Source organism: Pseudonocardia sp. ICBG1293 (assembly GCF_020131355.1).
Classification (GTDB): Bacteria; Actinomycetota; Actinomycetes; order Mycobacteriales; family Pseudonocardiaceae; genus Pseudonocardia.
Map to the genome: position 1 here is coordinate 75596 of NZ_JAHLEL010000008.1, position 23399 is coordinate 98994.

Genomic DNA, 23399 nt, shown 5'->3' on the forward strand with positions numbered 1-23399 from the left:
CGTCGAATACCTTCCGGTCGGGCCCCGACCCGACCGGGGGTCAGGGACGCGACGCGATGGTGGCCGCCACGGGGCGCCCCGGGATCGAACCGGTGCGCAGGGCGGCCGGTACCGGCGTGCACGGTCCGTCCGGTGCGCGGTCACCGAACTCCGACGGCAGGCAGCCGTGGTGGGCGCGGAAGACCCGGTTGAGGTGGGACAGGTCGGCGAAGCCCCAGCGGGCGGCGAGCGCGGTGAGGGTCCCGCTCCGCGACGGGGCGGTGAGCTCGCGGGTGCACCCCTCGACGCGCAGGGCCATGACGGTGCGGGAGAAGCTGCGGTCGGTGCCCTCGTAGAGCTGGTGCAGCTTGCGGACCGAGATGCCGAAGCGGGCGGCGACCGCGCGGGCGGAGGTGTCGCCGGTCCGCAGGTGCGTCGCGAGATGGCGGTTGACCGCGGCCCGCAGACCCGCGTCGAGGTCCGCGCGTCCGGTGTCGCGCAGCGCCTCGGAGCCGCCGGCCGCGGCGGCGAGCAGCGTGGTGAACGCGGTGTCGGCGGCGTCCGCGCCGGCCGGGTCGAGCGCGTCGAGGCCGTTCCAGGTGGACAGCATGGTGGAGGCGACGATCCGGGCCATGCCGGGCGCGGTGCCGTCGCGGGTCGTCGCGGTGGCGCCGTCGAGGTCGGCCACCAGCGGCAGCAGCCGGGCGCGGGGCACCCGGAACGACACGCAGCGCCACTCCTGGGACCGGTCGTCGGCGACGAACTCCAGCCCGTACTCGCGGGTGGTGTCGAACAGGGCGAAGCCGCCCGGCCCGACGACGCAGCGACGCCCGGCCTGGGTGCCGATGCAGTGGCCGCTGATCTGCAGGTTCACGAACACGTGGTCGGTGGCGGTGCGCCGCACCTCGGCCGGGCCGTGGGTGATGAGCTGGGTCGCCGACGACACCTCGGCACAGTTGGTCGCGGTGAGCCTGCTGGACCGCACCCAGCTGCGGATCTCGTGCGCGTGCGCACGGCCCGTCCGCCGGGCCCCGGGCAGCTCCGCGGCGAGCGGGGTGAACGCCTCGCAGATCACCTCGCGCCAGTAGCTGAACTGCTCGCCGGCCGGGCGGTCCTGCGTCGTTCAGTAGCGCACTCGGGGCCTCCTCGACAGCTCGCATCGGCTCCGTGGGCGTCGTCGCCGTGAGCCGGGACACTATCGCGGTGGCGCCTCGGAACCCAGGTCCCGGCGGGGGTGCGCGGGAGTGACCGAAGCATGACCGCTCCCGGGCACATCGGTGTTTCCGCCGGTGAACTCCGGGTCACGACCCGGCTCGCGGCTCAGCAGGGCCGCGGGCCGGCCGGCCCGACCGGGCCGGTGACCGGGCGCAGATAGGCATCACCGCCGGCCCGCGCGAGCGCCGCGCAGGCGTCGCCACGGTCGGCGAACGGCCCCAGGTAGGAGACGTAGATCGGGTTGCCCGCGTCGGTCCGGGACCGGAAGGGGACGCAGCTGCCGTCGGCGAGCAGGTAGTTCGCGCCGGGGTGGGCGCGCAGGTGCTCGGACACGTCCTCGCGGTGGCGCGCGGGGTCGACCGCCGCGCCGACGACGACCAGGTCCGCGGGCGAGCTGCAGGTGACCGGCGCGATCGGGCGGGCGAGGCGCAGGTCGCCGTCGGGCAGGGCGGTCGTGACCTCCGCCGGCTGCACGGTCCCGGCCGTCTCCGTGCCGGTCGTCCCCGTCCCGCCCCGTCCGGACGGGGCGTCCGCGGCGGCGGTCAGCAGCGCCCACGTCGTCCCGAGCGCGACCGCCGCCCCGGCCAGGCAACCGGCGATCAGGACCGGTAGCCGTCGCCCGCGGCCACGGGGTGCGGCACCGGTCCCGGGGAGGACGGGCGCGGTCGCCCGGAGGGTCGGGTCCGGCACGGGACGGTCCCCGGCGAGGGCGTCGACCGCGGCCGCTAGTGCGCCGGCGGTCGGGAACCGGCCGGCGGGGTCCTTCGCCATCCCGCGGGCGACGACGTCGTCCCAGCCGGGGGCGAGGCCGGGCCGACGCCCGGTCACCCGGGGCGGCGGGGCCATCAGGTGCGCGGTGAGCACGGCGGCCGGGTCCGCCTCCGGGAACGGCGTGCGCCCGGTCAGCATCTCGACGAGCACGCAGGTCAGGGAGTAGACGTCGGCGCGTCCGTCGACCGGCGCGCGCCCCGCGAGCCGCTCCGGGGCGAGGTAGGCGAGCGTGCCGACGGTGGCGCCGGTCTCGGTGAGCGCGGTGTCCGGGTCCGGGCCGACCGCGCGGGCGATGCCGAAGTCGGTGAGCGAGGTGAAGTCGTCCCGGTCCTCGACGACGAGCAGGTTCGCCGGTTTCACGTCCCGGTGCACCAGGCCCGCGGCGTGCGCGGCGTCGAGGGCGTGCGCGGCCTGGCGGACGATCCGGGCGGCCCGGTGCGGCTCCAGTGGCGCGCGCCGGGCGAGGACACGGGCCAGGTCCTCGCCGTCGACCAGGCGCATCGACAGGTAGAGCCGGCCGTCGACCTCACCGAACCCGTGGACCGGCACGACGTGCGGGTCGCGCAGCTCGAACGCCGCGCGGGCCTCCCGCCGGAACCGCTCGACGACGACCGGGTCCCCGGCGAGACGGGCGGGCAGCACCTTCAGTGCGACCTCACCGCCGTGGCGGCGGTCGTGGGCCCGCAGCACGATCCCCATCCCCCCGGCCCCGAGCCGTCCCCAGATCTCGAAGTCACCCAGCACCGCACCGACGGCCAGGTCCTCGTCCATGAGCGCACCCCCTCCCGCGTCGTGGTGACCGTTCTACCGGCCTGCGGGGTCCCGTCGATCCGCAGCGCTACGCAGATCCGGCCTCGGGGCGCACCGTGACCAGCAGCGCGGGGTGGTCGGTGGTCCCGCCGAGGTCGATCACCCGGGTGCGCGCCGCGGCCGCCGCGGGGATGACGACGACGTGCTGGACCCCGTCGTCGGCGGCCGGCGCCGACCCCGGGGGCAGACAGGACCGCAGGTCGGGGTCGTCGGCGGCCCCCAGGTTGAGGTCGGCCCCCACGACGACCGGGCCGGCGTCGGCGCGGGACCGCAATCCCGCGACGACGGTGTCGAACAGGTACCCGCACTGGGCACGGGTGACGGCGCGGTCGGTGTAGGCCAGGTGCGAGGTGCAGACCCCCAGCGGGCCGCCCCCGGTCGTCGTGTCCAGGCAGAGCCAGGCACGCTCCTCGGGGTCCCGCGGGTCCTGCGCCGGGTGGATCCCGGCGCTCGCCACGGTCGACGGGGCACGCGAGACCACGCCGATGCCGTACTCGTCACCGTTCGCGCAGCGGTACGGCGCGCCGGTGTCGCGCTCGCGCGCCGGCTGGAAGGCCGAGGACGTCGACGACCCCGGCGCGGCCCCGGCGAGCGCCCGCTCGATCCGCTCGACCCCCGCGCGGCACACCTCGTTGAGGGTGACCGCGTCCGGCATCTCGGTCCGTACGAGCTCGGCCGCGGCGTCCACGGCCCGCCCGGTGTAGCAACCGGCGATCCCGCTGTCGCACAGGTTCATCTGGACGACCGTCACCTCCGGTGTGTCCGGCGGGCCGGGCGACGCGGGAGCCGCGGCCCCGGGCGCGCAGGCGACCAGGAGCGGGAGCGCCCCGGCGACGACGGCCACCCGGCGACGACGGGCCCGCGCGGAGGGGTGACGGCGACCGGGCACACCCCCATGATCCGCCCGAACCGGACGAACCGCATCCGGGCCCGCCGTTTCCCGCGCCCGCAGCGTGGTACCCGGTCCCACGCCGTGCGCGACACCCCCCCGCGGTGGCGCAGGACAGCGGTGACGAACGAGTCGAGGAGGCACTCATGGGAGCGGACGACAAGGTCGACAACAAGACCGAGGAGCTCGCCGGCAAGGCCAAGGAGACCGTCGGCAAGGTCACCGACGACAAGGAGCTCGAGGCCCAGGGCCAGGGCGACCAGGCGAAGAGCAACCTGAAGCAGGCCGGGGAGAAGGTCAAGGACGCCTTCACGAAGGACTGACCCGGCTCCCGCCGGCGCGACGCCTCGGCCCCGGTCACGACGTGACCGGGGCCGAGGCGCGCTTGCGAGGGGTCGAGTCCGTGCCCGGCCTGCCCGGCCTGCCGGGCCGCGGGCCGCCGACGGTGACCGGTCATCGACGGGCGGTCGAGGTGATCCCGCCGTCGACGGCGATCTCCGCGCCGTGCAGATGACCGGCGGCGTCGGAGAGCACCCAGGTGATCGCCGCCGCGATCTCGTCCGGGGTGCCGGGGCGACCGGCCGGGGTACCGGCGGTCATCGCGGTGAGGACCTCGTCGTCGGCGGCATTGATCGGCGTGCGGGTGGCGCCCGGGGAGACCGTGTTCACCCGGACCCCGCGCGGTCCGAACTCCGCGGACCAGCTGCGGGCGAGCTGGATCTCGGCGGCCTTGGTGGCGGAGTAGAGGCCGACGAACGCATGTCCGATGTGGGCCATCCACGAGCCGACGACCACGATCTCACCACCGCCCCGCTCCGCCATGGCGGGCGCGAGGGCCGCGGTCAGCACGTGCGGGGCGCGGATGTTGACCGCGAGCGTGGCCTCCAGGTCGGCGTCGGACAGCGACGGGGTGTCGACCGGCGGGCAGAGCGCGGCGTTGTGGACGAGTACGTCGACGTGCCCGTCGAGGGCGTCGGTGGCGGCAGCGGCGAAGGCACGCAGCTCCCCGGGGGAGCCGGTGAGGTCGGAGGGCAGGAAGCGCGTCCCCAGCTCGGCAGCCAGGACGTCCCCGCGCTCGCGGTCGCGGCCGGTGACGAGGACGCGCACGCCGGCGACGGCGCGGAAGCCGGCAGGGTGGTGGAGGGCCAGCCGATCCGGGCCCGGGCACGAGAACGGCCCCGACCGTTGGTGCTGGTCGGGGCCGCGTCCGGAGGTGTGCGCCCGAAGGGATTCGAACCCCTAACCTTCTGATCCGTAGTCAGATGCTCTATCCGTTGAGCTACGGGCGCGTTGCTGTCTCCAGCGTAACAATGTTCAGTTGTCGGCCGGCGACCGGTGTCCCCACCGCCGTGCCGGTGCGGAGGCTCCGGGATTTGAACCCGGGATGGGGGGTTACCCCAAACCGCATTAGCAGTGCGGCGCCATAGACCAGACTAGGCGAAGCCTCCCCGGTGCCTGACGGCCACCAGCGAGGACAACATTACACGGGCGTTCCGCCCCTCTCGAACCGGGGTCCCCCGGGCAGCGGGACCCCGGTCCGGCACAGCTCAGGTCCCCGCGAGGGCCACGAACGGGGTCAGCGCGTCCGGGTTCTGGAGGGCACCGGCCGACACCGCCTTCTCCGGTGCGGTCCCGGAGAGGATCTTCTTCACCGGCACCTCGCACTTCTTGCCGTTCAGGGTGCGCGGCACCGCGTCGACGACCACGAACCGGTCCGGCACGTGCCGCGGCGAGAGCTCCTTGCGCAACAGCGAACGCAGGGTCGGCTCGACGTCGTCGAGCACGACGCCGTCGTCGAGCACGAGGAAGCAGAGCAGTGCACCCTCCTCCCGCTCGCCCAGCGCGGTCGTGTCGATCACCAGGGAGTCGGCGACACCGTCGACGTTCTCGACGACGGCGTAGAAGTCCGCGGTCCCCATCCGGACCCCACCGCGGTTGAGCGTGGAGTCCGAGCGGCCGTAGATGACGTAGGAGCCGCGCGGGGTACGACGGACCCAGTCGCCGTGGCGCCAGTTGCCGGGGAAGTCCTCGTAGTAGGACTCGCGCAGCCGGGTGCCGTCCGGGTCGTTCCAGAACCTGACCGGCATCGACGGCGTGGGCGTGGTGATGACGAGCTCGCCGACGTCGTCGAGCAGGTCGGTGCCGTCCTCGGCCCAGGAGCGGACGTCGGCACCGAGCGCCGCGCAGGACAGCTCCCCCAGCCACACCGGCACGGTCGGGGCGCTGGTGAGGAAGGCGGCGCACACGTCGGTGCCGCCGGAGACCGAGCAGATCTGGATGTGCGACCCGGCGGCCTCGCCGATCCAGCGGAAGCCGTCGACCGACAGCGGGGCACCGGTGGAGCCGAGCGCGCGCATCGCGGAGAGGTCGTGGCCGTCGCCGGGGCGCAGACCGGCCTTCATGCAGGACTGCACGTACGGGGCGGAGACGCCGAACAGCGACACCCGGTGCCGCGCCGCGAGCGCCCACAGCGCGCCGAGGTCCGGGTGGCCGGGGCTGCCGTCGAACATCACGACCGTCGCCCCCACCAGCAGGCCGCCGATCAGGAAGTTCCACATCATCCAGCCGGTGGTGGTGAACCAGAAGAACCGCTCCCCGGGGCCGAGCCCGTGCTGCAGGCGCATCGCCTTGAGGTGCTCGACGACGATCCCGCCGTGGCCGTGCACGATGCCCTTGGGCAGGCCGGTGGTGCCGGAGGAGTAGAGCACCCACAGCGGGTGGTCGAACCCGACCGGGGTGAACTCGAGCGGGCCCGCCTCGGCGGTGAACTCGGCCCAGGTCGTCGTCCCGTCGAGGGTGGCGTCGCGATCGAGGTAGGGCACGAGCACGGTCGCCCGCAGCGTCGGCAGCCGGCGCTGCAGGTCGGCGACCTTGTCCCGGACGTCGAAGCCCTTGCCGTTGTAGCGGTAGCCGTCGACGGCGACGAGCACCGCGGGCTCGATCTGGGCGAAGCGGTCGTGCACCGCGCGGGCGCCGAAGTCCGGCGAGCAGGACGACCAGATCGCGCCGAGGCTGGCCGCGGCCAGGAACGCCACCAGGGTCTCGACGGAGTTCGGGGCGAGCGCGACGACCCGGTCGCCGTGGCCCACCCCGGCCCGGACGAGCCCGGCGCGGGCCCGGGCGACCTGGTCGCGCAGCTCGGCGTGGGTGACGGTGCGCTCCAGGCCGTCCTCGCGGGCGAACTCGACGGCGACGTCGTCGTCGGCGCGGCCCGGGCCCGGGGTCAGGGCGTGCTCGGCGTAGTTGAGGGTGGCGCCCGGGAACCACTGCGCACCGGGCATCCCCCAGGAGCCGAGCGTCGCCGTCGGCTCGTCGTGGAACAGCACCCCGGAGTACTCGGCGACAGCCGACCAGAAGCCCTCCAGATCGGTCACCGACCAGGTGTGCAGCTGTGCGTAGTCGGCGACGTCGGACAGCGGGGCGCCCCGCTCGTCGCGCGCCCAGGTCGCGAACCGGACGATCTCGGTGTCCGGCACCTGCTCCGGGTCCGGGCTCCACAGGAGCTCGGGGGTCTCCGGGTCGGTGACGGTCTGCGGCGACGGCACAGGCGACATGACCCGAGCATCCCCGACCGCCCCGCCCCCGCACCAGTGGCCGGACCCCACTGCGGGCCGGCCGGGGAGGGGCCCGGGCACAGGACCGGTCAGGCGGGCAGGCCCGCGAGCGGGGGTGCGAGCCGGGCGAAGCCCTCCTGGCGTTCGTAGGGGAAGTGCGGGTACGGCGCGGGGCGCCGGGACACCGCGTCCAGACGCGCGAGCTGGTCGTCGTCGAGCCGCCATCCGACGGCGCCCAGGTTCTGCTCGAGCTGCTCCAGGTCCCGGGCGCCGAGGATCACCGAGCTGACAGTCGGCCGGGTGGTGAGCCAGTTCAGCGCGATCTGGGGCACCGTCGCACCGGTCTCGGCGGAGATCGCGTCGAGCACGTCGACGACGTCGTGGAGCAGGTCGTCGGGCACCGGCGGACCCGCCTCGGCGGTGGCGTGCAGGCGGCTGCCCGCGGGCAGCGGGGCGCCCCGGCGGATCCGGCCGGTCAGCCGTCCCCAGCCCAGCGGGCTCCAGACCAGCGCTCCGACGCCCTCCTCCTGCCCCAGCGGCATCAGGTCCCACTCGTAGTCGCGTCCGACCAGCGAGTAGTGGACCTGGTGCGCGACGGGCCGCACCCAGCCGTGCCGGTCGGCGAGGTCCAGGGCCCGCACGAGCCGCCGCCCGGGGAAGTTGGAGACGCCGGTGTAGCGCACCTTCCCCGCGCGGACCAGCTCGTCGAGGGTGGAGAACGCCTCCTCGGGCGGGGTGCCTGCGTCGTAGGCGTGCAGCTGGAACAGGTCGATGCGGTCGGTCCGGAGCCGGCGCAGCGCGTCCTCGACGGCCCGGATCAGGCGCGGCCGCGAGGTGCCGGCGTCGTTCGGGCCGGGGCCGGTGGGCAGGCCCGCCTCGGTCGAGATCAGCACGTCGTCGCGGCGGTGCGCCACGGCCGCACCGAGCACCTCCTCCGAGGCTCCCGCGGAGTAGACGTCGGCGGTGTCGAACAGGGTCACCCCGGCGTCGAGGCAGCGGTCGACCATCCGGCGCGCGCCGGCGACGTCGACCGACCCCCACGCCCCGAACAGCTCGCCCCGCCCGCCGAAGGTGCCCGCGCCGAGGCTCAGCACCGGTACCCGCAGCCCGCTGCGCCCCAGCCGTCGGTACTCCATGACCGTCTCCCCTCTAAGAGGTCGCGCGGATTGGTTGGTGATCATGGACGTCGTGCAGGTCGGGCGTTCCAGCGGTGTGTGGTCCAGGCCTGCCGAATCAAGCTACGGAGTGTGACGATCGTGTCGGCGAGGTCGAAGAACGCGTCGACGACGATTTCTCGTCGTTCGTAGCAGCGCTGCAGCCGGTTGAAGCTGTTGTGCCAAGCGTTGGTCCGCTCGACGTGCCAGCGGCGGGTGGCCTGGATCGGCGCTTTCTCACCCTTGTGCGCGATCTCGCCGTGCAGGCCTCGTTCGGCCAGCGTGTCGCGGGTCTTGCCGGAGTCATAGCCGGCGTCGAGGTGCACGGTGATGTCGTCGGGCAGCGGGCCGAGAGCATCGAGGCGGTCGAGGGTGGGGCCCAGTAGCGGGGAGTCGTGCCGGTTGGCTCCGGCCAGGACTCGGCCCAGCGGGATGCCGTATCCCTCGACGAGCACCGAACGTTTCATACCCTGTTTGCGCCGGTCCACCGGCGACGGACCGGCGACCTCGCCGCCGCCGGGGGCCTTGGTGATGGCGCCATCGACGGCGATGTCGTGCAGCAGCAGACCGACGATGCGGTCGTAGGCGTCCAGGACGATCCGACGCAGCTGGGCGAAGACCCCGAGCCTGATCCACTCGTCACGACGATCGCGGATGGTGGTCGCCGAGCAGGTGCTGTCAGCGATGCCCTCATACGAGCAGCCGAACCGCAGTACCTGCAGGAGCTTGTCGAACACGATCCGATCCGCGATCCGGCGGCGATGGCAGCCCAGCGGATGGGTGGGATCGAACTCGTCTCGATGAGGCAGCAGCGCGGTGAACTGGTCCCACAACGGCTCGGTCAGCCATGATGGCAGGGTGGGCACGCGGCCTCCAGACGATCACGAAGCGTAGATAACTTCATGATCGGCAGGCCCGTACCCGCCCTCGCCCCCAGACACTCGACCGCGGCCAAGCTGTGACCAATCCGCGCGACCTCTAAGCGTCCGGCAGTAGAGGTGGCCGTGTGTCGGTGTTGGTAGAGACACGGACCTGCAAGTGATCATGGGATTGCTGATGTCCTGATGGTCGCCTGGAGAGTCCGTGCCTCTACCTGCAACGACACCCCCACGACCTCATTTGCCGGGCGCTCTAAGAGGTCGTTTCAGAACGACTTGTCGAGTTTCCATTGACCCCTCGACGACAGATCAAACGGCAGGTCAGATAGCCGCTTGTCGTCTACAACAGACACGTCGACCTCGTTCTGAAATGACCTATAAGAGCGGGCGGCGATTGATGGTTATCGGAGTCGACGGGTCGTGGGTCGGGTTGTCCAGCGGTAGCGGCTGCGGGCACGGTTGATCAGCCGGCGGATCACGGTGAGCGCGGCGGCGAGGTCGAGGTAGAACTCGACGATGATCTTCCGGCGATCGGTGAACCGGCGCAGCTTGCCGTAGCCGTTCATCCAGGAATGGGTGCGCTCGACCGGCCACCGCTTACCGACCTGGATCGGGGCGGGCCGGCCCTTGGTGGCGATCTGTGCGTCGAACCCGAGTCGTTCGAGCAGATCGCGGGTCTTGCCTGAGTCATAGCCCCGGTCCAGGTGCAGGCACGGTCGCTCGGGCAGCGGCCCGATCATGTCGTAGATCCCGATCAGGGTCGGTTTCAGCAACGGCGAGTCGTGGTCATTGGCGCGGGCGCTGATCAGGTGCAGCGGGATCCCCGCACCGTCGCAGACCACGGAGCGTTTGGTGCCCTGTTTGCCCCGGTCGACCGGGTTACAGCCGGCGACCTCGCCACCGCAGGGAGCCTTGGTGATCGCTCCGTCGGCAGACAGATCGTCGAGGTCGAGACCGATCATCTAGTCATAGCCGGCCAGCGCGGCCCGAAGGACCTGCTCCCCGACGCCAGCGGCGGCCCACTGGGCGAGACGGCGGCGGATCGTGCGGTCCGAGCAGCCGGGGGTGGCAATGCGTTCGTAGCCGCTGCCGTGCACCAACGCCGCGAGCACGTGCTCGAACACCAGGCGGTCGGGGATACGGCGGCGGTGACATCCCCACGGATGGGCCGGGTCGAACTCCGGGCGCCGCTCTGCCTCGATCAGGGCAGCGAACTCGACCCAGAGGGGGTCGATCAGCGATTCTGGCAATAGAGGCACGGACCCTCCAGGCGACCATCAGGACATCAGCAATCCCATGATCACTTGCAGGTCCGTGTCTCTACCAACACCGACACACGGCCACCTCTACTGCCGGACGCTCTAAGAGGTCGTTTCAGAACGACTTGTCGAGTTTCCATTGACCCCTCGACGACAGATCAAACGGCAGGTCAGATAGCCGCTTGTCGTCTACAACAGACACGTCGACCTCGTTCTGAAATGACCTCTAAGAGGTCGCGCGGATTGGTCACAGCTTGGCCGCGGTCGAGTGTCTGGGGGCGAGGGCGGGTACGGGCCTGCCGATCATGAAGTTATCTACGCTTCGTGATCGTCTGGAGGCCGCGTGCCCACCCTGCCATCATGGCTGACCGAGCCGTTGTGGGACCAGTTCACCGCGCTGCTGCCTCATCGAGACGAGTTCGATCCCACCCATCCGCTGGGCTGCCATCGCCGCCGGATCGCGGATCGGATCGTGTTCGACAAGCTCCTGCAGGTACTGCGGTTCGGCTGCTCGTATGAGGGCATCGCTGACAGCACCTGCTCGGCGACCACCATCCGCGATCGTCGTGACGAGTGGATCAGGCTCGGGGTCTTCGCCCAGCTGCGTCGGATCGTCCTGGACGCCTACGACCGCATCGTCGGTCTGCTGCTGCACGACATCGCCGTCGATGGCGCCATCACCAAGGCCCCCGGCGGCGGCGAGGTCGCCGGTCCGTCGCCGGTGGACCGGCGCAAACAGGGTATGAAACGTTCGGTGCTCGTCGAGGGATACGGCATCCCGCTGGGCCGAGTCCTGGCCGGAGCCAACCGGCACGACTCCCCGCTACTGGGCCCCACCCTCGACCGCCTCGATGCTCTCGGCCCGCTGCCCGACGACATCACCGTGCACCTCGACGCCGGCTATGACTCCGGCAAGACCCGCGACACGCTGGCCGAACGAGGCCTGCACGGCGAGATCGCGCACAAGGGTGAGAAAGCGCCGATCCAGGCCACCCGCCGCTGGCACGTCGAGCGGACCAACGCTTGGCACAACAGCTTCAACCGGCTGCAGCGCTGCTACGAACGACGAGAAATCGTCGTCGACGCGTTCTTCGACCTCGCCGACACGATCGTCACACTCCGTAGCTTGATTCGGCAGGCCTGGACCACACACCGCTGGAACGCCCGACCTGCACGACGTCCATGATCACCAACCAATCCGCGCGACCTCTAAGGAACTCTGGTTCCGTTAGAAGCTAGCACGCCAAACGGGACCCCGGTCCCGTCTGTGGCTAGAGTGGGCCCCGTGGCGCCGGAGATGAGCAGGCCGGGGTGCAGGACCGCGCGGGTCCGGTCGGCCGTGCTGGCAGCGGCCGGCGACGCCCTGATCGAGCTCGGCCCGACCGGCCTGGACCTGTCCGAGCTGGCGCGCCGGGCCGGGGTCGGCAAGACCACGGTCTACCGGCGCTGGGGCAGCGTCGCCGCGGTGCTCGAGGACATGGTGTCGGACATGGTCGAGACCTCCGCGCCGCGCGCGGACACCGGCTCGCTCGACGGTGACCTGCTCGCCAACGCCGAGCTCGTCCGCGCCACGCTCGCCGACCCGCGCCAGGGCAGGCTGTTGACCGCGCTGATCTGTGCCGCCGTCGGCGACGCCGGGACCGCGCGGGCGCTGCGCCGCTTCTACGACGCCCGCACCGCCGCCTGGGAGCCGTGCGTCACCGACGCGACGGACCGCGGTGAGCTCCCGGAGGGCACCGACCCGGCGGCGGTGGTGCGGGCGGTCTCCGCCCCGCTCTACCACCTGCTCCTGACCCGCGGCGCACTCCCCGACGCCGACGACGCGCGGCGGGCCGCCGCCGTCGCCGCGGCGGCCGCCCGGTCCGGGGCGTTCGTCAGCGCAGGTGCGCGTCGAACCAGTTGAGGACCCGCTGCCACGCCTCGGCGGCGGAGCCCGGGTCGTCGTCGAAGCGATAGCCGGTGCTCGGGTAGACGACGACGTCGGTCGCCTTCCCCGACGACGCGGCGGCGTCGCGCAGCCGCCCGACGGCGTCGGTGTCCGACGCCTCGGAGTAGATGCCCAGCCAGGGACAGGTCAGCTCCGGCGCGGTCTCCACCAGTGTGGGCAGGCTGGACCACGGCGAGGACTCGATCCCGCTGCCGGCCACGGTGATCGCCGCACCCAGGGTGCGGTTCGCCGCCACGTGCAGCGCGACCGTGCCGCCGAGGTCGAAGCCGAGCACGCCCATCCGGTCGGCCTCGAAGCCCTGGTCGCCGAGCCAGCCGAACGCGGTGTCGCAGTCGTCCATGACCTGGCGCGGGTCCAGGCTCCCGACGTGCTCGGCCACCGCGGCCTCGGAGCCGTCGGCGAGGTCGCCACCGGCGTCCGCGTCGCGGTAGAGGTGCGGCGCGACGGCCAGCCAGCCGTCCGCGGCGAGCCCGGTCACCAGCAGCCGGATCGAGTCGGTGACCCCGCGCGCCTCCTGCAGCACCACGATCCCGCCCCGGACGGCACCGTCGGGTTCGGCCACGGTCAGGCGCAGCTCGCCCCCGTCGGTCAGCGGCACGCCCTCGGTCCGGACAGCGGTGGTCGTCATGGCGTCACTCAACCAGAGCACCGGCCCGCGTTTCGACCCCCGACGGATACCGTTGCCGTCATGACGCTGATCCGCCCCGATCTGGACACCCTGCCCGCGTACGTGCCGGGCCGCACCGTCCCCGGGGCGATCAAGCTCGCGAGCAACGAGGTCGCCGCGCCGCCCGCCCCGGCCGTGCTGGAGGCCATCGCGCGTGCCGCCGCAGGTGGCAACCGGTATCCGGATCTCGGCGTCGTCGAGCTGACCGGTCGCCTCGCCGACCTGTACGCCCTCGACCCCGAACGGGTCGCGGTCGGCTGCGGCTCGGTGACGCTGTGCCAGCAGCTCGTACAGGTCACCTGCCTCGGCCCCGGCGACGAGGTCCTGTTCGCCTGGCGTTCGTTCGAGGCGTACCCGATCGTGACCCGGATCGGGGGGGCCGAGGTGCGCACCGTCGGGCTCGACGCGGACCACCGGCACGACCTGGACGCCATGGCCGCCGCCGTCACCGAGCGGACCCGGCTCGTGTTCGTGTGCAGCCCCAACAACCCGACCGGGCCCGCCGTGCACCGCGACGAGTTCGTCCGTTTCCTCGCGGCCGTGCCGTCGGACGTGCTGGTCGTGCTCGACGAGGCCTACGCCGAGTACGTCACCGACCCGGACGCCGTCAGCGGCCGCGCGCTGCTCGACGAGCACCCCAACCTGGTCGTGCTGCGCACCTTCTCGAAGGCCTACCGGATGGCCGGGCTGCGCGTCGGCTACGCGCTCGCCTCCGTCGAGGTCGCGACCGCGCTGCGCAAGGTCGCGCCGCCGTTCGGGGTCAGCTCGGTCGCCCAGGCCGGCGCGATCGCGGCGCTGGAGCACCGCGAGGAGATCCTGGCCGACTGCGCCGCCGTCGTCTCCGAGCGCGACCGGGTGGCCGCCGGGCTGCGCGGGTCCGGCTTCACCGTGCCGCAGACCCAGGCGAACTTCGTGTGGCTGCCGCTCGGGGACCGCGCCGCCGCGTTCGCGGCACACTGCGGCGAGCGGAAGGTGATCGTGCGCCCGTTCGCCACCGACGGGGTGCGGGTCACCGTGTCCACACCGGAGGAGAACGACCTCCTGCTCGACGTGGCGTCGTCCTTCCGTTCCTGAGAGCCTCGGCCCCCGGCTCAGCCGTCGAGCTGGTAACCCGTCCCTCGGATGGTCCGGATCCGTTCGGGGCCGATCTTGCGCCGTAGGTAGGACACCTAGACCTGGACGAGGTTGGCCGACACCGGTTCGGTCCAGGCCCGGCGGCCCAGGTCGTCGAGCGTGACCGGTGCACCCGCCTGCTCGGCCAGCGCGAGCAGCAGCGCGTACTCGGTCGGCGACAGCGCGACCCGGCGGCCGTCGACGAACACCTGACCGGCGTCGACGTCGACCGACAGGCCGCCGTGCCCCAGCACGGTCGGCGCGGGCAGCCCTGCGGCGGCGCGCAGCCGGAGCCGGATCCGGGAGGCGAGCTCGTCCGGGACGAAGGGCCGGATCAGGAAGTCGTCGCGGTCACCGCGCAGCATGCCGATCACCCCGGCCCGCCGCTCGCGCGGCACGACCGTGATCACCGGGGTCGGCGGCGTCTCGGACTGCACGGCACCGAGCAGCACCGACGGCTCGGGGCCCGGCAGCTCCATGTCGAGCACGAGCAGGTCGGCGCCACGGGAGCGCAGGGTGTCCAGCAGCTCGATCCCGTCGGCCACGACGACGAGGTCCACGCCCTCGGCGGCGAGGTCCTGACGGAGTCCGCGGCCGAGCGAGGCGGTGCCCGCCGACGGCGGCAGCGCGAGCAGCACGCTGAGCGCGCGCATCTCGGTGCGCGGGGCGGGGATCGGGAGGGACGGCGAGACGGGGGGAGCGTGATCGTTCACAGGTCCTGCGGAGGTCGGGGAGCGGGGAGCTCGGAAGATCGTGCGGGGAGCACCGGGGAGGCACCGCCACTGTTCCTCGACCGGCAGCCCGTCACAATCGGCTAACGGTGCGATGTGCCGGGACCGTCTCCCCCATGTGGGTGATTATGAGAGTCCCACTGCTCTGTCCGGCCCAGCGTTAGTACCGAAATGGCGGGATCCTGCTCTTCGGCGCTCTCCGTCGACCTGTCGGCGCGGAGACGCAACCACCCTTCTCAGCGAGGGTGTTCACACTCGGTCACTGTACCTAGAGTCCCTCCTCATGCGACGGAAGAGTTCCGCTGCGGCTGATCAGGTCGACCCCCGCGACCTGATCGCGCGACTCGCCGCCGAGCACAGCTCCCCCTCTGTGCCGTCTCCCCGGGGCAGGCATGCCGTGTCCTCCGCCCCGGCGGAGGACACGGCCCGATCCGCCGTACCCACGGCAACCCTGCTCGAGGACCGGGTGAGCGCCTCCGGGCGGCACCGCGTCCTCGACTCCGAGCACGACGACACCGGTGCCGCCGTCACGGCGCACTCCCCCACCGGTGCCGCGCACGGCCGCACCACGGCCTCCACCGGCGCCGCGACGGCCGACGCCGAGCGGATCTCCTGGGCCGACACCGCCGAACCCGGCGCGTGGGCGCCGGGCAGCCGCACGACCGGCACCGGGGCCCACGCCGTCACCGGGACCGGGGCGCACGCCGTCACCACCTCGGGGGCGCACACCGTCGCGGAGACCGCCACGACCGCCGGGGACACGGCGACCACCGGGACGGGCGCGCACGCCGCGCCCACCGAGCGGACGCCGGGCCGCCGCGCGCGGCGGTCCGCGTCGTCGTCGGCAGCGGGGCTGTCCGGGGCGGAGCTGTTCGGCGGGGCGCCCTCGGCCGGGACGACCCCGCGGTCCGAGGTGCCCGCGCCGCGCGCGGAGATCACCGGCGGGGCCATCGCCGGTCTGCACGAGCCCGACGGCCCGGGACCGGGGACGGGCTCGGTCGTCGCGATCGACCGCTCGCGCCCCGCCCGCTCCCGCGTCCGACGGTTCGCCCCGCTGGGCGTCGGCGCCGCCGCGGTGCTCGCCGCGACGATGGTGCTGACGCTGCTGCAGCCCGGCACCGGGGACCCGTCGCTGTCCGCGGCGCTGGTGAACGACCCGTCGCGCCGGTCGGCGTCGGACACCACGCTGTCGGCCGGGCCGGTACTGGCCAACGGGGGCGGTTCCGCACTCGGCGACGCCGCCCAGGGCGCGTCCGGCCAGATCGGTCAGGCCGTCGCCGCGCAGGAGGCCGCCGAGCGTCGTGCCGAGCAACGCCGCCGCGAGGCCGCCGAGCGGGCCCGCGCCGCCGCGAACTCCGGCGGCGCCGGGGGCTCCGGCGAGTCCGGCGGGTCCCCCGCCGCCGGCCCGATCGGCGGCGCCGTCCAGGTCGCCGGCGACGGCATCCAGGCCGCCCTCAAGATGGGCTGGCAGGCGATCGGCGGCGACGAGTTCCTCGGGTCCACCCTCGGCAGCGACTGGTCCCCCTACAACGGCGAGGGGCACGACGGCCAGGGGCGTCGCACCTCCGACGCGATCTCGGTGGAGAACGGCAACCTGGTCATCCGCGGCGACTCGCAGGGCAACACCGGCGGCATGGCCTGGGGCGCCCCGCAGAAGTACGGCAAGTGGGAGATGCGCGCCCAGTTCCCGAAGGGCGACAAGCAGTACCACCCCGTGCTCCTGCTGTGGCCGAGCGAGGTGTCCTGGCCGGAGGGCGGTGAGATCGACTTCGCCGAGACCACCAGCGCCAGCGACGACGTGTCCTTCTTCCTGCACTACGGCAGCTCGAACTCGCAGAAGGACGCCAAGAAGCAGATCGACATCACCCAGTGGCACAACTACGCCGTGGAGTGGACCCCGAACGCGATCGTGGGCTACATCGACGGCGTCGAGTGGTTCCGGTCCGAGGACCCGAACACGTTCCCCCCGGGGCCGATGCACGCCACGATCCAGCTCGACTACTTCCCCGACGGTGGTTCGCCCGAGCCGTCGGAGATGCGGGTCGCGTGGATGCGCCAGTACCAGTAACCCCCACCGGGTGATCACCACGACCGCCCGCCGCCCGGCGCTCCCCACCGGACGGCGGGCGGTCGTGTGTTCCGCGTCAGCCGGTCAGGCCGCGCCGGGCCAGCAGCGGGGCGATCTCCGGGTCGCGCCCGCGGAACGCGCGGTAGGCCTCCATCGCGTCGACGGCGCCCCCGCGGGAGAGCACCTCGCGACGGAACCGGTCGCCGTTCTCCCGGCGCAGGCCGCCGTGCTCGCCGAACCAGGCGACGGTGTCGGCGTCGAGCACCTCGGCCCAGATGTAGGAGTAGTACGCCGCCGCGTACCCGCTGCCGCCGAACACGTGGTTGAAGTAGGTGCTGCGGTAGCGCGGCGGGACCAGCGGGTGCGCGGCACCGACCGCCTCCAGCGCCTGCTGCTCGAACGCGAGCACGTCGGTGATGCCGGCGGCCTCGGCCGGGGACAGGCGGTGCCACGCCTGGTCCAGCAGCGACGCGGCCAGGTACTCCGTCGTCGCGAAGCCCTCGCCGTACCCGCGTGCGGCCTGCGACGCGGCCAGCAGCTCGGCCGGCAGCGGCTCGCCGGTCACGTGGTGACGGGCGAACGACGTCAGGACCTGAGGATCCTCCAGCCACATCTCGTTGACCTGGCTGGGGAACTCGACGAAGTCGCGCGGCACCGAGGTGCCGGCGAACGTCGGGTACTCCACCTCGGAGAACAACCCGTGCAGGGCGTGCCCGAACTCGTGGAACAGGGTGCGGACCTCGTCGAGGGTGAGCAGGGCCGGCTCCCCCGCCGGGGGCTTGTTCAGGTTCAGCGTGTTCAGCACGACCGGCCGCGTCCCGAGCAGCGACGACTGGTCGACCAGTGAGTTCATCCACGCCCCACCGCGCTTGGACGGCCGCGCCCACAGGTCGGCGCCGAACAGCCCGAGCGGTTCGCCGTCCGCGTCGCGGACCTCCCACCAGCGCACGTCCGGGTGGTAGGCGGGCAGGTCGGTGCGCTCGGTGAAGGTGATCCCGTACAGCCCGGACGCCGCGCGGAACACCCCGTCGGTGACGACCCGGTCGAGCTCCAGGTACGGACGCAGCGCGGCGTCGTCCACCGAGTAGCGCTCCCGGCGGACCCGCTCCGCCTCGAAGGCCCAGTCCCACGGCTCCAGGTCCCCCTCGACCCCGCGCGCCAGCTCGGCGGCCTCGGCGTCGGCGTTCGCCACCGCCGCCGGGACCAGCGACTCCAGCATCGCCGCGGCGGCCGCGGCGGTACCCGCGGTGGAGTCGTCGATGACGTAGGAGGCGTGGTCCGGGTAGCCGAGCAACGCGGACCGCTCCGCGCGCAGCCGCACGATCGCCAGCACGATGTCGCGGGTGTCGTGCTCCCCGGCCTGCCCGCGGGTGGTCGAGGCGTGGAACAGCTCCTCGCGCAGCGACCGGTCGGTGAGCACCGCGAGCGCGGGCTGCGCGGTCGGCAGGATCAGGGTGATCATCCAGCCGTCGGTGTGGCCACGCTCGCGGGCGGCGGAGGCGGCGGCCGAGATCGCGTCCTCGGACAGGCCGTCGAGCCGGGACCGGTCGGTGACGTGCACGGCGGCGGCGTTCGCCCCGGCCATCAGCGCCGCACCGAACCGGGTCGTGAGACCGGACAGCTCGGAGTTGAGCCTCCGCAGCCGCTCCTGCTCCACGGCGCCGAGGCGGGCCCCGGCCCGCACCATGTCCCGGTGGCGGCGCTCCAGCAGCCGCAGCGACTCGGCGTCCAGCCCCAGCTCGTGGCGCCGGGAGTGCAGGGAGTCGATCCGGGCGAACAGGCCCGGGTCCAGCGCGATCGCGTCGGCGTGCGCCGCCAGCATGGGGGCGACCTGCGCCTCGATCTCGCGCACGGCGGGCGAGGAGTCCGCCGACACGCGCGTGAAGAACAGCCGCGCCACCCGGTCCAGGGTGGCACCGGAACGTTCCAGGGCGACGACGGTGTCGTCGAACGTCGGCCCGCCGGTCCCCGCGACGATCGCGGCCACCTCCGCGCGCTGCTCGGCCGTCCCGGCCTCGAACGCGGGCAGGTAGTGCTCGTCGGTGATCCGGGAGGTGTCGGGGAGACCCCACGGCAGCGCGCTCGGGGCGAGGAACGGGTTGCTCATGTGCCGACCCTACGGCCGGGGCCCGTCAGGAACCGGCCAGCTCGCGGCGCATCGCGAGCCGGGGCCACACGTCGAGTCCGCGGGCGGCCTCGTGCTCCCGGATCGCACGCAGCCCCGGGCCCGGCGCGATCAGCTCCCGGAAGCCGAGCCGCACCCAGTGCGGGCCGTTCCAGGGCACGTCCCGGTAGGTGGTCAGGGTGAGCGCGGGCAGGCCGCGGTCGCGGGCCCAGCCGGCGAGGTGCTCGACCAGTCCCTCCCCGATCCGCCGCCCACGCTGTGACGGCAGCACCGACACCTGCTCGACGTGCGCGCAGCCGTCGACGAGATCGGCGAGGAGGTACCCGACCGGCGCGGCGCTCCTCCCGGTGCCCGGGCTCGTTCCGCCTGCGCTCCTCTCGGTGCCCAGGCTCGTTCCGCCTGCGCTCCTCTCGGCCACCCACGCCCGCCCCGCCACGACGTAGGCGGCCAGCACCGCGGCCGGCGGCGGCTCCTCGTCGGCGATCACGTCGAGCCCGATCGCCCGGAACGGCTCGCCCGCCGCGCGCTCGATCTCCCGCAGGGCGGGGATGTCGGCGGCGCGGGCGGGACGGATCACACCGCGGGATCCTCCACCACCGCGCGGATGCGTTCCAGGGTCTTCCGCATCCCCTCGCGGTTGGTGCGCCCACGGGCCCGTCCCAGCAGTGCCCAGTAGACCCGGGTGCCGGTCGAGGGCTCCAGCCGGAAGGACTCGGTCACGTCCGTGCCGTCGCCCGCCGGGACGAAGCGGTAGTGCCAGTGGTTGATCGGGCGGCCGCCCAGCAGCACGACGAAGCCGAACTCCGAGCCGGGCTCGCAGGCGGTGATCCGGCACTCCGACCAGTAGGTCGGGCCACGGCCGTTGCGGACGACCTTGCCGCGGAACCGCACCCCGACGGCCGGGCCGGTCGCACCACCCAGCCACTGCGCGTCGACGGTCTCGGGCGAGAACCGGCCGGTGTTGCGGACGTCGGAGACCAGCTCCCAGATCTCCCGGGCCGGTGCCCGCATGTGCAGGGTGACCTCGTCATGCATCGGGTGTCGCCTCCTCGGTGCCGCACACCAGGTCGGCGGCGCGCTCCCCGATCATGATCGCGGTCGCGGCCGGACCGCGCCGCGGCACGCGGGGCAGCACGGAGGTGTCCGCCACCCGGAGCCCGGTCAGGCCGTGCACCCGCAGGTCCGCACCGACGACGGCGTCCGGCCCGGTGCCCATCGCGGTGCTGCCGGACAGGTGCACCGAGGTCGTCAGACGGTCGCGGATCCAGCCGTCGAGCCGGGTGTCGTTGCCGAGCTCCCACCCGGCGGGGCCGCCGTCGTCCGGGCCGGCGCGGTCCCACCCCGCGGCGCGCAGGATCTCCGCGGCGATCCGCACCGCGGCCCGCATCCGGTGCCGGTCGGACGTGGTGCGCAGGTAGCGGAAGTCCAGCCGGGGCGGATCGTCGTGGTCCGGGGAGGTGATCGCGAGCATGCCGAGGCTGTCCGGGCGCTGGACCGCGCACATCAGGTGCGCGGGCCCCCCGGGCGCGAACGGGTGCGCGAACAGCAGGATCTCCAGGTCGCCGGCCGGGTCGGTGCCGGAGTCGAGATTCAGCGCGGCCTGCGGGGCCACGGCGTCGGCAGGCGGGTCGGGCAGCCCGCTGCGCAGCGGGAGGAACACCGCGGGGTGGTCCGACCAGCCCCGGCCGACCCCGGGCAGCTCGTGCGCGACGGCGACGCCTGCGGTCCGCAGGGTGTCCTCCGGCCCGATCCCGGAGCGCTGCAGCAGCGCCGGGGTGCCGACCGCGCCCGCGGTCACGACGGTCTCGGCCGCGTGCAGGGTCCGCCCGCCGACGCGCACCCCGGTGACCCGGTCGCCGTCGAGCACCAGGGTCTCGACCGGGGTCCCGCCGAACACGGTCAGCGCGTCCTTCCACTCGGCGTCCCCCCACGGCGGCGGCAGGTAGGCGGTGGCGGCGCTGACCCGGCGACCGTCGACGGCGTTGGTCGGGACCGGGCCCGCACCGGGCGGACCGCCGGCGTTCTTGTCCGGCTCCTCGGGGTGCCCGAGGGCGAGGCAGGCCGCCAGGAACGGATCGGTCGTCGCGGCCCGCAGCCGCCCCGACGGCCGGGAGATCCGCAGTGGACCGGAGTCACCGTGCCGGTCGGAGGTGCAGAAGTCGACGTCGCGCTCCAGCCGCCGGTAGTACGGCAGGACGTCGTCGTAGGACCAGCCGGGGACGCCCCAGTCGGCGAAGTCGGCCGGGACGGCCCGCACGAAGTAGCCGCCGTTGATCGCGCCGGACCCGCCCAGCACCCGTCCGCGCGGCACGGTGCTCTCCCGGCCCTGACACAGCGTCGCCCGGTAGGCCCAGTTCAGGACATGGCCGGGGGCCGTCGCGGCGAGCGAGGCGATCGGGGTCGAGTCCGGGGGGACGACGACGTCACCCGCCTCGACCAGGGCCGTGCGCACCCCGCGCTCGGCCAGCCGGCCCGCGAGGGTGCACCCCGCGGACCCCGCGCCCACCACCACCACGTCGAACCCGTCGGTCATTGCTGTCAGGATGCCTCACGTGACCGACGCTGCACGTGACCTCGCCTCGTTCCTCACCGCGAGCCCGTCGCCGTACCACGCGGTGGCCGAGGCCGTCCGGCGGCTGGCCGCGGCGGGGTTCACCGAACAGCGCGAGGACGAGCCGTGGTCCGACGGCCCCGGCGGCCGCTACCTGGTCCGCGACGGCACGATCCTGGCCTGGTGGCAGCCCGCGTCCGGGGCGGGTTCCCCCCTGCGGATCTTCGCCGCGCACACCGACTCGCCTGGGTTCAAGGTCAAGCCCAACCCCGACGTGGGCACCGCCGGGTGGCGTCAGATCGGGGTGGAGGTCTACGGCGGCGCGCTGTGGAACTCCTGGCTCGACCGCGACCTCGGCCTGGCCGGTCGCCTCGCGTTCTACGACGGCCGGGTCGTCCCGGTCCGGGTCGACCGGCCGCTGCTGCGGATCCCGCAGCTGGCGATCCACCTCGACCGCGGCGTCAACCAGGGCCTGACCCTGGACCCGCAGCGACACCTGCTGCCGATCTGGGGGCTCGGCGACCCGGACGGCGGCGACCTCGTCGAGTTCCTCGCCGTGCAGGCCGACGAGGACCCCGAGGACGTCGCGGCGCACGACCTGTTCACCTACGACCTGACCCCGCCGGCCACCCTCGGCCGCGACGACGAGCTGCTCGCCGCCCCGCGGCTGGACAACCTGGCCTCGGTGCACGCCGGGATCAGCGCGCTGCTCACCGCGGTCGAGCGGGGCCCGGGCACCGTCCCGGTGTTCGTCGGGTTCGACCATGAGGAGATCGGCTCGGCCAGCGCGACCGGCGCCGCCGGGCCGTTGCTGGAGACGGTGCTGACCCGGCTCGCCGGGGGGTTCGACGCGCGGCACGCGGTGTTCTCGCGGTCGCGCTGCCTGTCGGTGGACGTCACGCACGCCGCGCACCCCAACCACCTGGACAAGCACGACCCGGACCACCTGTCGGTGCCGAACCGGGGACCGTCGCTGAAGGTCAACGCGGTGCAGCGCTACGCCACCGATGCGCCGGGTGCGGCCGCGTGGAAGCGCGCCTGCCGCACCGCGGACGTATCGAACCAGGTGTTCGTCTCGAAGAACACGGTGCCGTGCGGGTCCACCGTCGGGCCGATCATGGCGACCCGGCTCGGCATCCGGACGGTCGACGTCGGCATCCCGGTGCTGTCGATGCACTCCGCCCGCGAGCTGTGCGGGACACACGACCCGGGCCTGCTGGCGCGGGCGGGCATGGAGTTCCTGACCGACGCGACCTGACGCCCCGGTCAGCGCAGCACGGGCTGCCCCGGCAGATAGGCGTCGCTGTCCACGATCCGCGATCCCAGCGGCAGCAGCGACACCGGGATGAGCTTCAGGTTCGCCCAGGCCAGCGGCAGCCCGATGATGGTGACGGCGAGCGCGAGCGCGGTGACGACGTGGCCGAGCACCAGCCACCAGCCGAACAGCAGGATCCACAGCACGTTGCCGATGGTCGACGCCGCCCCGGCCCGCGGGTCACGCACGACGTCACGTCCGAACGGCCACAACGCGTAGAGCCCGATCCGGAACGACGCGATCCCGAACGGGATGGTCACGACCAGCACGCAGGCGACGACTCCCGCGGCCAGGTAGGCGAGGAACAGCCAGAAGCCGGACAGGACCAGCCAGATCACGTTCAGGACGAGGCGGAGCATGGGATCCAGCATG

General features: G+C 73.4%; 20 protein-coding genes, 2 tRNA genes and 1 pseudogene. 6 read left to right on the forward strand and 17 right to left on the reverse strand.

What is annotated here, in order from left to right:
* Positions 1-40 precede the first annotated feature (40 nt).
* The 3 genes from KPF47_RS39900 to KPF47_RS05225 all read right to left on the reverse strand — a co-directional run bounded on the left by KPF47_RS39900 (position 41) and on the right by KPF47_RS05225 (position 3664).
* Entirely contained in the window at positions 41-1054 is a 1014-nt protein-coding gene (locus tag KPF47_RS39900) for a helix-turn-helix domain-containing protein (protein WP_224387404.1), read from the reverse strand.
* Positions 1055-1299: 245 nt separating this feature from the next.
* The gene (locus KPF47_RS05220; protein WP_224387405.1) at positions 1300-2736 is read right to left on the reverse strand and encodes a serine/threonine-protein kinase; all 1437 of its coding nucleotides are present in this window, start codon (positions 2734-2736) and stop codon (positions 1300-1302) included.
* A 67-nt stretch (positions 2737-2803) separates the two neighbouring features.
* On the reverse strand, positions 2804-3664 hold the full coding sequence (locus tag KPF47_RS05225; RefSeq protein WP_224387406.1) for an endonuclease/exonuclease/phosphatase family protein: 861 nt from the start codon (positions 3662-3664) through the stop codon (positions 2804-2806).
* A 146-nt stretch (positions 3665-3810) separates the two neighbouring features.
* Between KPF47_RS05225 and KPF47_RS05230 the strand changes: the two genes are divergently transcribed.
* Entirely contained in the window at positions 3811-3987 is a 177-nt protein-coding gene (locus KPF47_RS05230) for a CsbD family protein (protein WP_062404020.1), read from the forward strand.
* A gap of 130 nt (positions 3988-4117) precedes the next feature.
* Here KPF47_RS05230 and KPF47_RS05235 read toward each other — a convergent pair whose 3' ends face one another.
* From KPF47_RS05235 to KPF47_RS05265, 7 genes and pseudogenes are all read right to left on the reverse strand, one after another.
* Positions 4118-4771, reverse strand: a complete 654-nt coding sequence (locus KPF47_RS05235; RefSeq protein WP_224387407.1) for an SDR family NAD(P)-dependent oxidoreductase — start codon at positions 4769-4771, stop codon at positions 4118-4120.
* A 109-nt stretch (positions 4772-4880) separates the two neighbouring features.
* A tRNA-Arg gene (locus KPF47_RS05240) sits at positions 4881-4953 on the reverse strand.
* Positions 4954-5022: 69 nt separating this feature from the next.
* Positions 5023-5112 (reverse strand) — tRNA-Ser (locus KPF47_RS05245).
* 99 nt (positions 5113-5211) lie between these two features.
* Positions 5212-7218: an acetoacetate--CoA ligase gene (locus KPF47_RS05250; protein ID WP_224387408.1), complete on the reverse strand. Its 2007-nt coding sequence runs from the start codon at positions 7216-7218 to the stop codon at positions 5212-5214.
* An 89-nt stretch (positions 7219-7307) separates the two neighbouring features.
* Positions 7308-8354 carry an aldo/keto reductase gene (locus tag KPF47_RS05255; RefSeq protein WP_224387409.1) on the reverse strand — a complete coding sequence of 349 codons (1047 nt, stop codon included), beginning with the start codon at positions 8352-8354 and terminating at the stop codon, positions 7308-7310.
* A 41-nt stretch (positions 8355-8395) separates the two neighbouring features.
* Positions 8396-9238, reverse strand: coding sequence for an IS5 family transposase (locus tag KPF47_RS05260; RefSeq protein ID WP_224386276.1), 843 nt, complete (start codon positions 9236-9238; stop codon positions 8396-8398).
* 413 nt (positions 9239-9651) lie between these two features.
* Positions 9652-10509, reverse strand: a pseudogene (locus tag KPF47_RS05265) (IS5 family transposase).
* 343 nt (positions 10510-10852) lie between these two features.
* On the opposite strand from KPF47_RS05265, the gene KPF47_RS05270 reads away from it, so the two are divergent.
* Both KPF47_RS05270 and KPF47_RS05275 read left to right on the forward strand, forming a co-directional pair.
* Positions 10853-11695 (forward strand): IS5 family transposase, encoded by an 843-nt coding sequence (locus KPF47_RS05270; protein WP_224386276.1) that lies wholly within the window; start codon positions 10853-10855, stop codon positions 11693-11695.
* 99 nt (positions 11696-11794) lie between these two features.
* Positions 11795-12412 carry a TetR/AcrR family transcriptional regulator gene (locus KPF47_RS05275; protein ID WP_224387410.1) on the forward strand — a complete coding sequence of 206 codons (618 nt, stop codon included), beginning with the start codon at positions 11795-11797 and terminating at the stop codon, positions 12410-12412.
* Here KPF47_RS05275 and KPF47_RS05280 read toward each other — a convergent pair.
* Positions 12384-13085 (reverse strand): dienelactone hydrolase family protein, encoded by a 702-nt coding sequence (locus KPF47_RS05280; protein ID WP_224387411.1) that lies wholly within the window; start codon positions 13083-13085, stop codon positions 12384-12386. The genes KPF47_RS05275 and KPF47_RS05280 overlap by 29 nt on opposite strands.
* Before the next feature lie 60 nt (positions 13086-13145).
* Here KPF47_RS05280 and hisC point away from each other — a divergent pair, with 60 nt between their 5' ends.
* On the forward strand, positions 13146-14198 hold the full coding sequence (gene hisC / locus KPF47_RS05285; RefSeq protein WP_224387412.1) for a histidinol-phosphate transaminase: 1053 nt from the start codon (positions 13146-13148) through the stop codon (positions 14196-14198).
* Between the two features lie 95 nt (positions 14199-14293).
* Here hisC and KPF47_RS05290 read toward each other — a convergent pair whose 3' ends face one another.
* On the reverse strand, positions 14294-14950 hold the full coding sequence (locus KPF47_RS05290) for a response regulator transcription factor (RefSeq protein ID WP_224387413.1): 657 nt from the start codon (positions 14948-14950) through the stop codon (positions 14294-14296).
* A gap of 484 nt (positions 14951-15434) precedes the next feature.
* Here KPF47_RS05290 and KPF47_RS39905 point away from each other — a divergent pair, with 484 nt between their 5' ends.
* A complete protein-coding gene (locus KPF47_RS39905) occupies positions 15435-17036 on the forward strand; it encodes a glycoside hydrolase family 16 protein (RefSeq protein ID WP_224387414.1) in 1602 nt (533 codons plus the stop codon).
* A gap of 76 nt (positions 17037-17112) precedes the next feature.
* Here the strand turns inward: KPF47_RS39905 and KPF47_RS05300 are convergent, their stop codons facing one another.
* The 4 genes from KPF47_RS05300 to KPF47_RS05315 are packed head-to-tail and all read right to left on the reverse strand — an operon-like array spanning position 17113 to position 21694.
* Positions 17113-19143 carry a M3 family metallopeptidase gene (locus KPF47_RS05300; protein ID WP_224387415.1) on the reverse strand — a complete coding sequence of 677 codons (2031 nt, stop codon included), beginning with the start codon at positions 19141-19143 and terminating at the stop codon, positions 17113-17115.
* A gap of 25 nt (positions 19144-19168) precedes the next feature.
* On the reverse strand, positions 19169-19738 hold the full coding sequence (locus KPF47_RS05305; RefSeq protein ID WP_224387416.1) for a GNAT family N-acetyltransferase: 570 nt from the start codon (positions 19736-19738) through the stop codon (positions 19169-19171).
* On the reverse strand, positions 19735-20196 hold the full coding sequence (locus tag KPF47_RS05310) for an SRPBCC family protein (protein ID WP_224387417.1): 462 nt from the start codon (positions 20194-20196) through the stop codon (positions 19735-19737). Before KPF47_RS05310 ends, KPF47_RS05305 begins: the two co-directional genes overlap by 4 nt.
* A complete protein-coding gene (locus KPF47_RS05315) occupies positions 20189-21694 on the reverse strand; it encodes a GMC family oxidoreductase (RefSeq protein WP_224387418.1) in 1506 nt (501 codons plus the stop codon). Before KPF47_RS05315 ends, KPF47_RS05310 begins: the two co-directional genes overlap by 8 nt.
* A 19-nt stretch (positions 21695-21713) precedes the next feature.
* On the opposite strand from KPF47_RS05315, the gene KPF47_RS05320 reads away from it, so the two are divergent.
* Entirely contained in the window at positions 21714-22970 is a 1257-nt protein-coding gene (locus KPF47_RS05320) for a M18 family aminopeptidase (protein ID WP_224387419.1), read from the forward strand.
* Between the two features lie 8 nt (positions 22971-22978).
* On the opposite strand, the gene KPF47_RS05325 is transcribed toward KPF47_RS05320, so the two are convergent.
* Positions 22979-23386, reverse strand: a complete 408-nt coding sequence (locus KPF47_RS05325) for a YccF domain-containing protein (protein WP_224387420.1) — start codon at positions 23384-23386, stop codon at positions 22979-22981.
* Positions 23387-23399 lie beyond the last annotated feature (13 nt).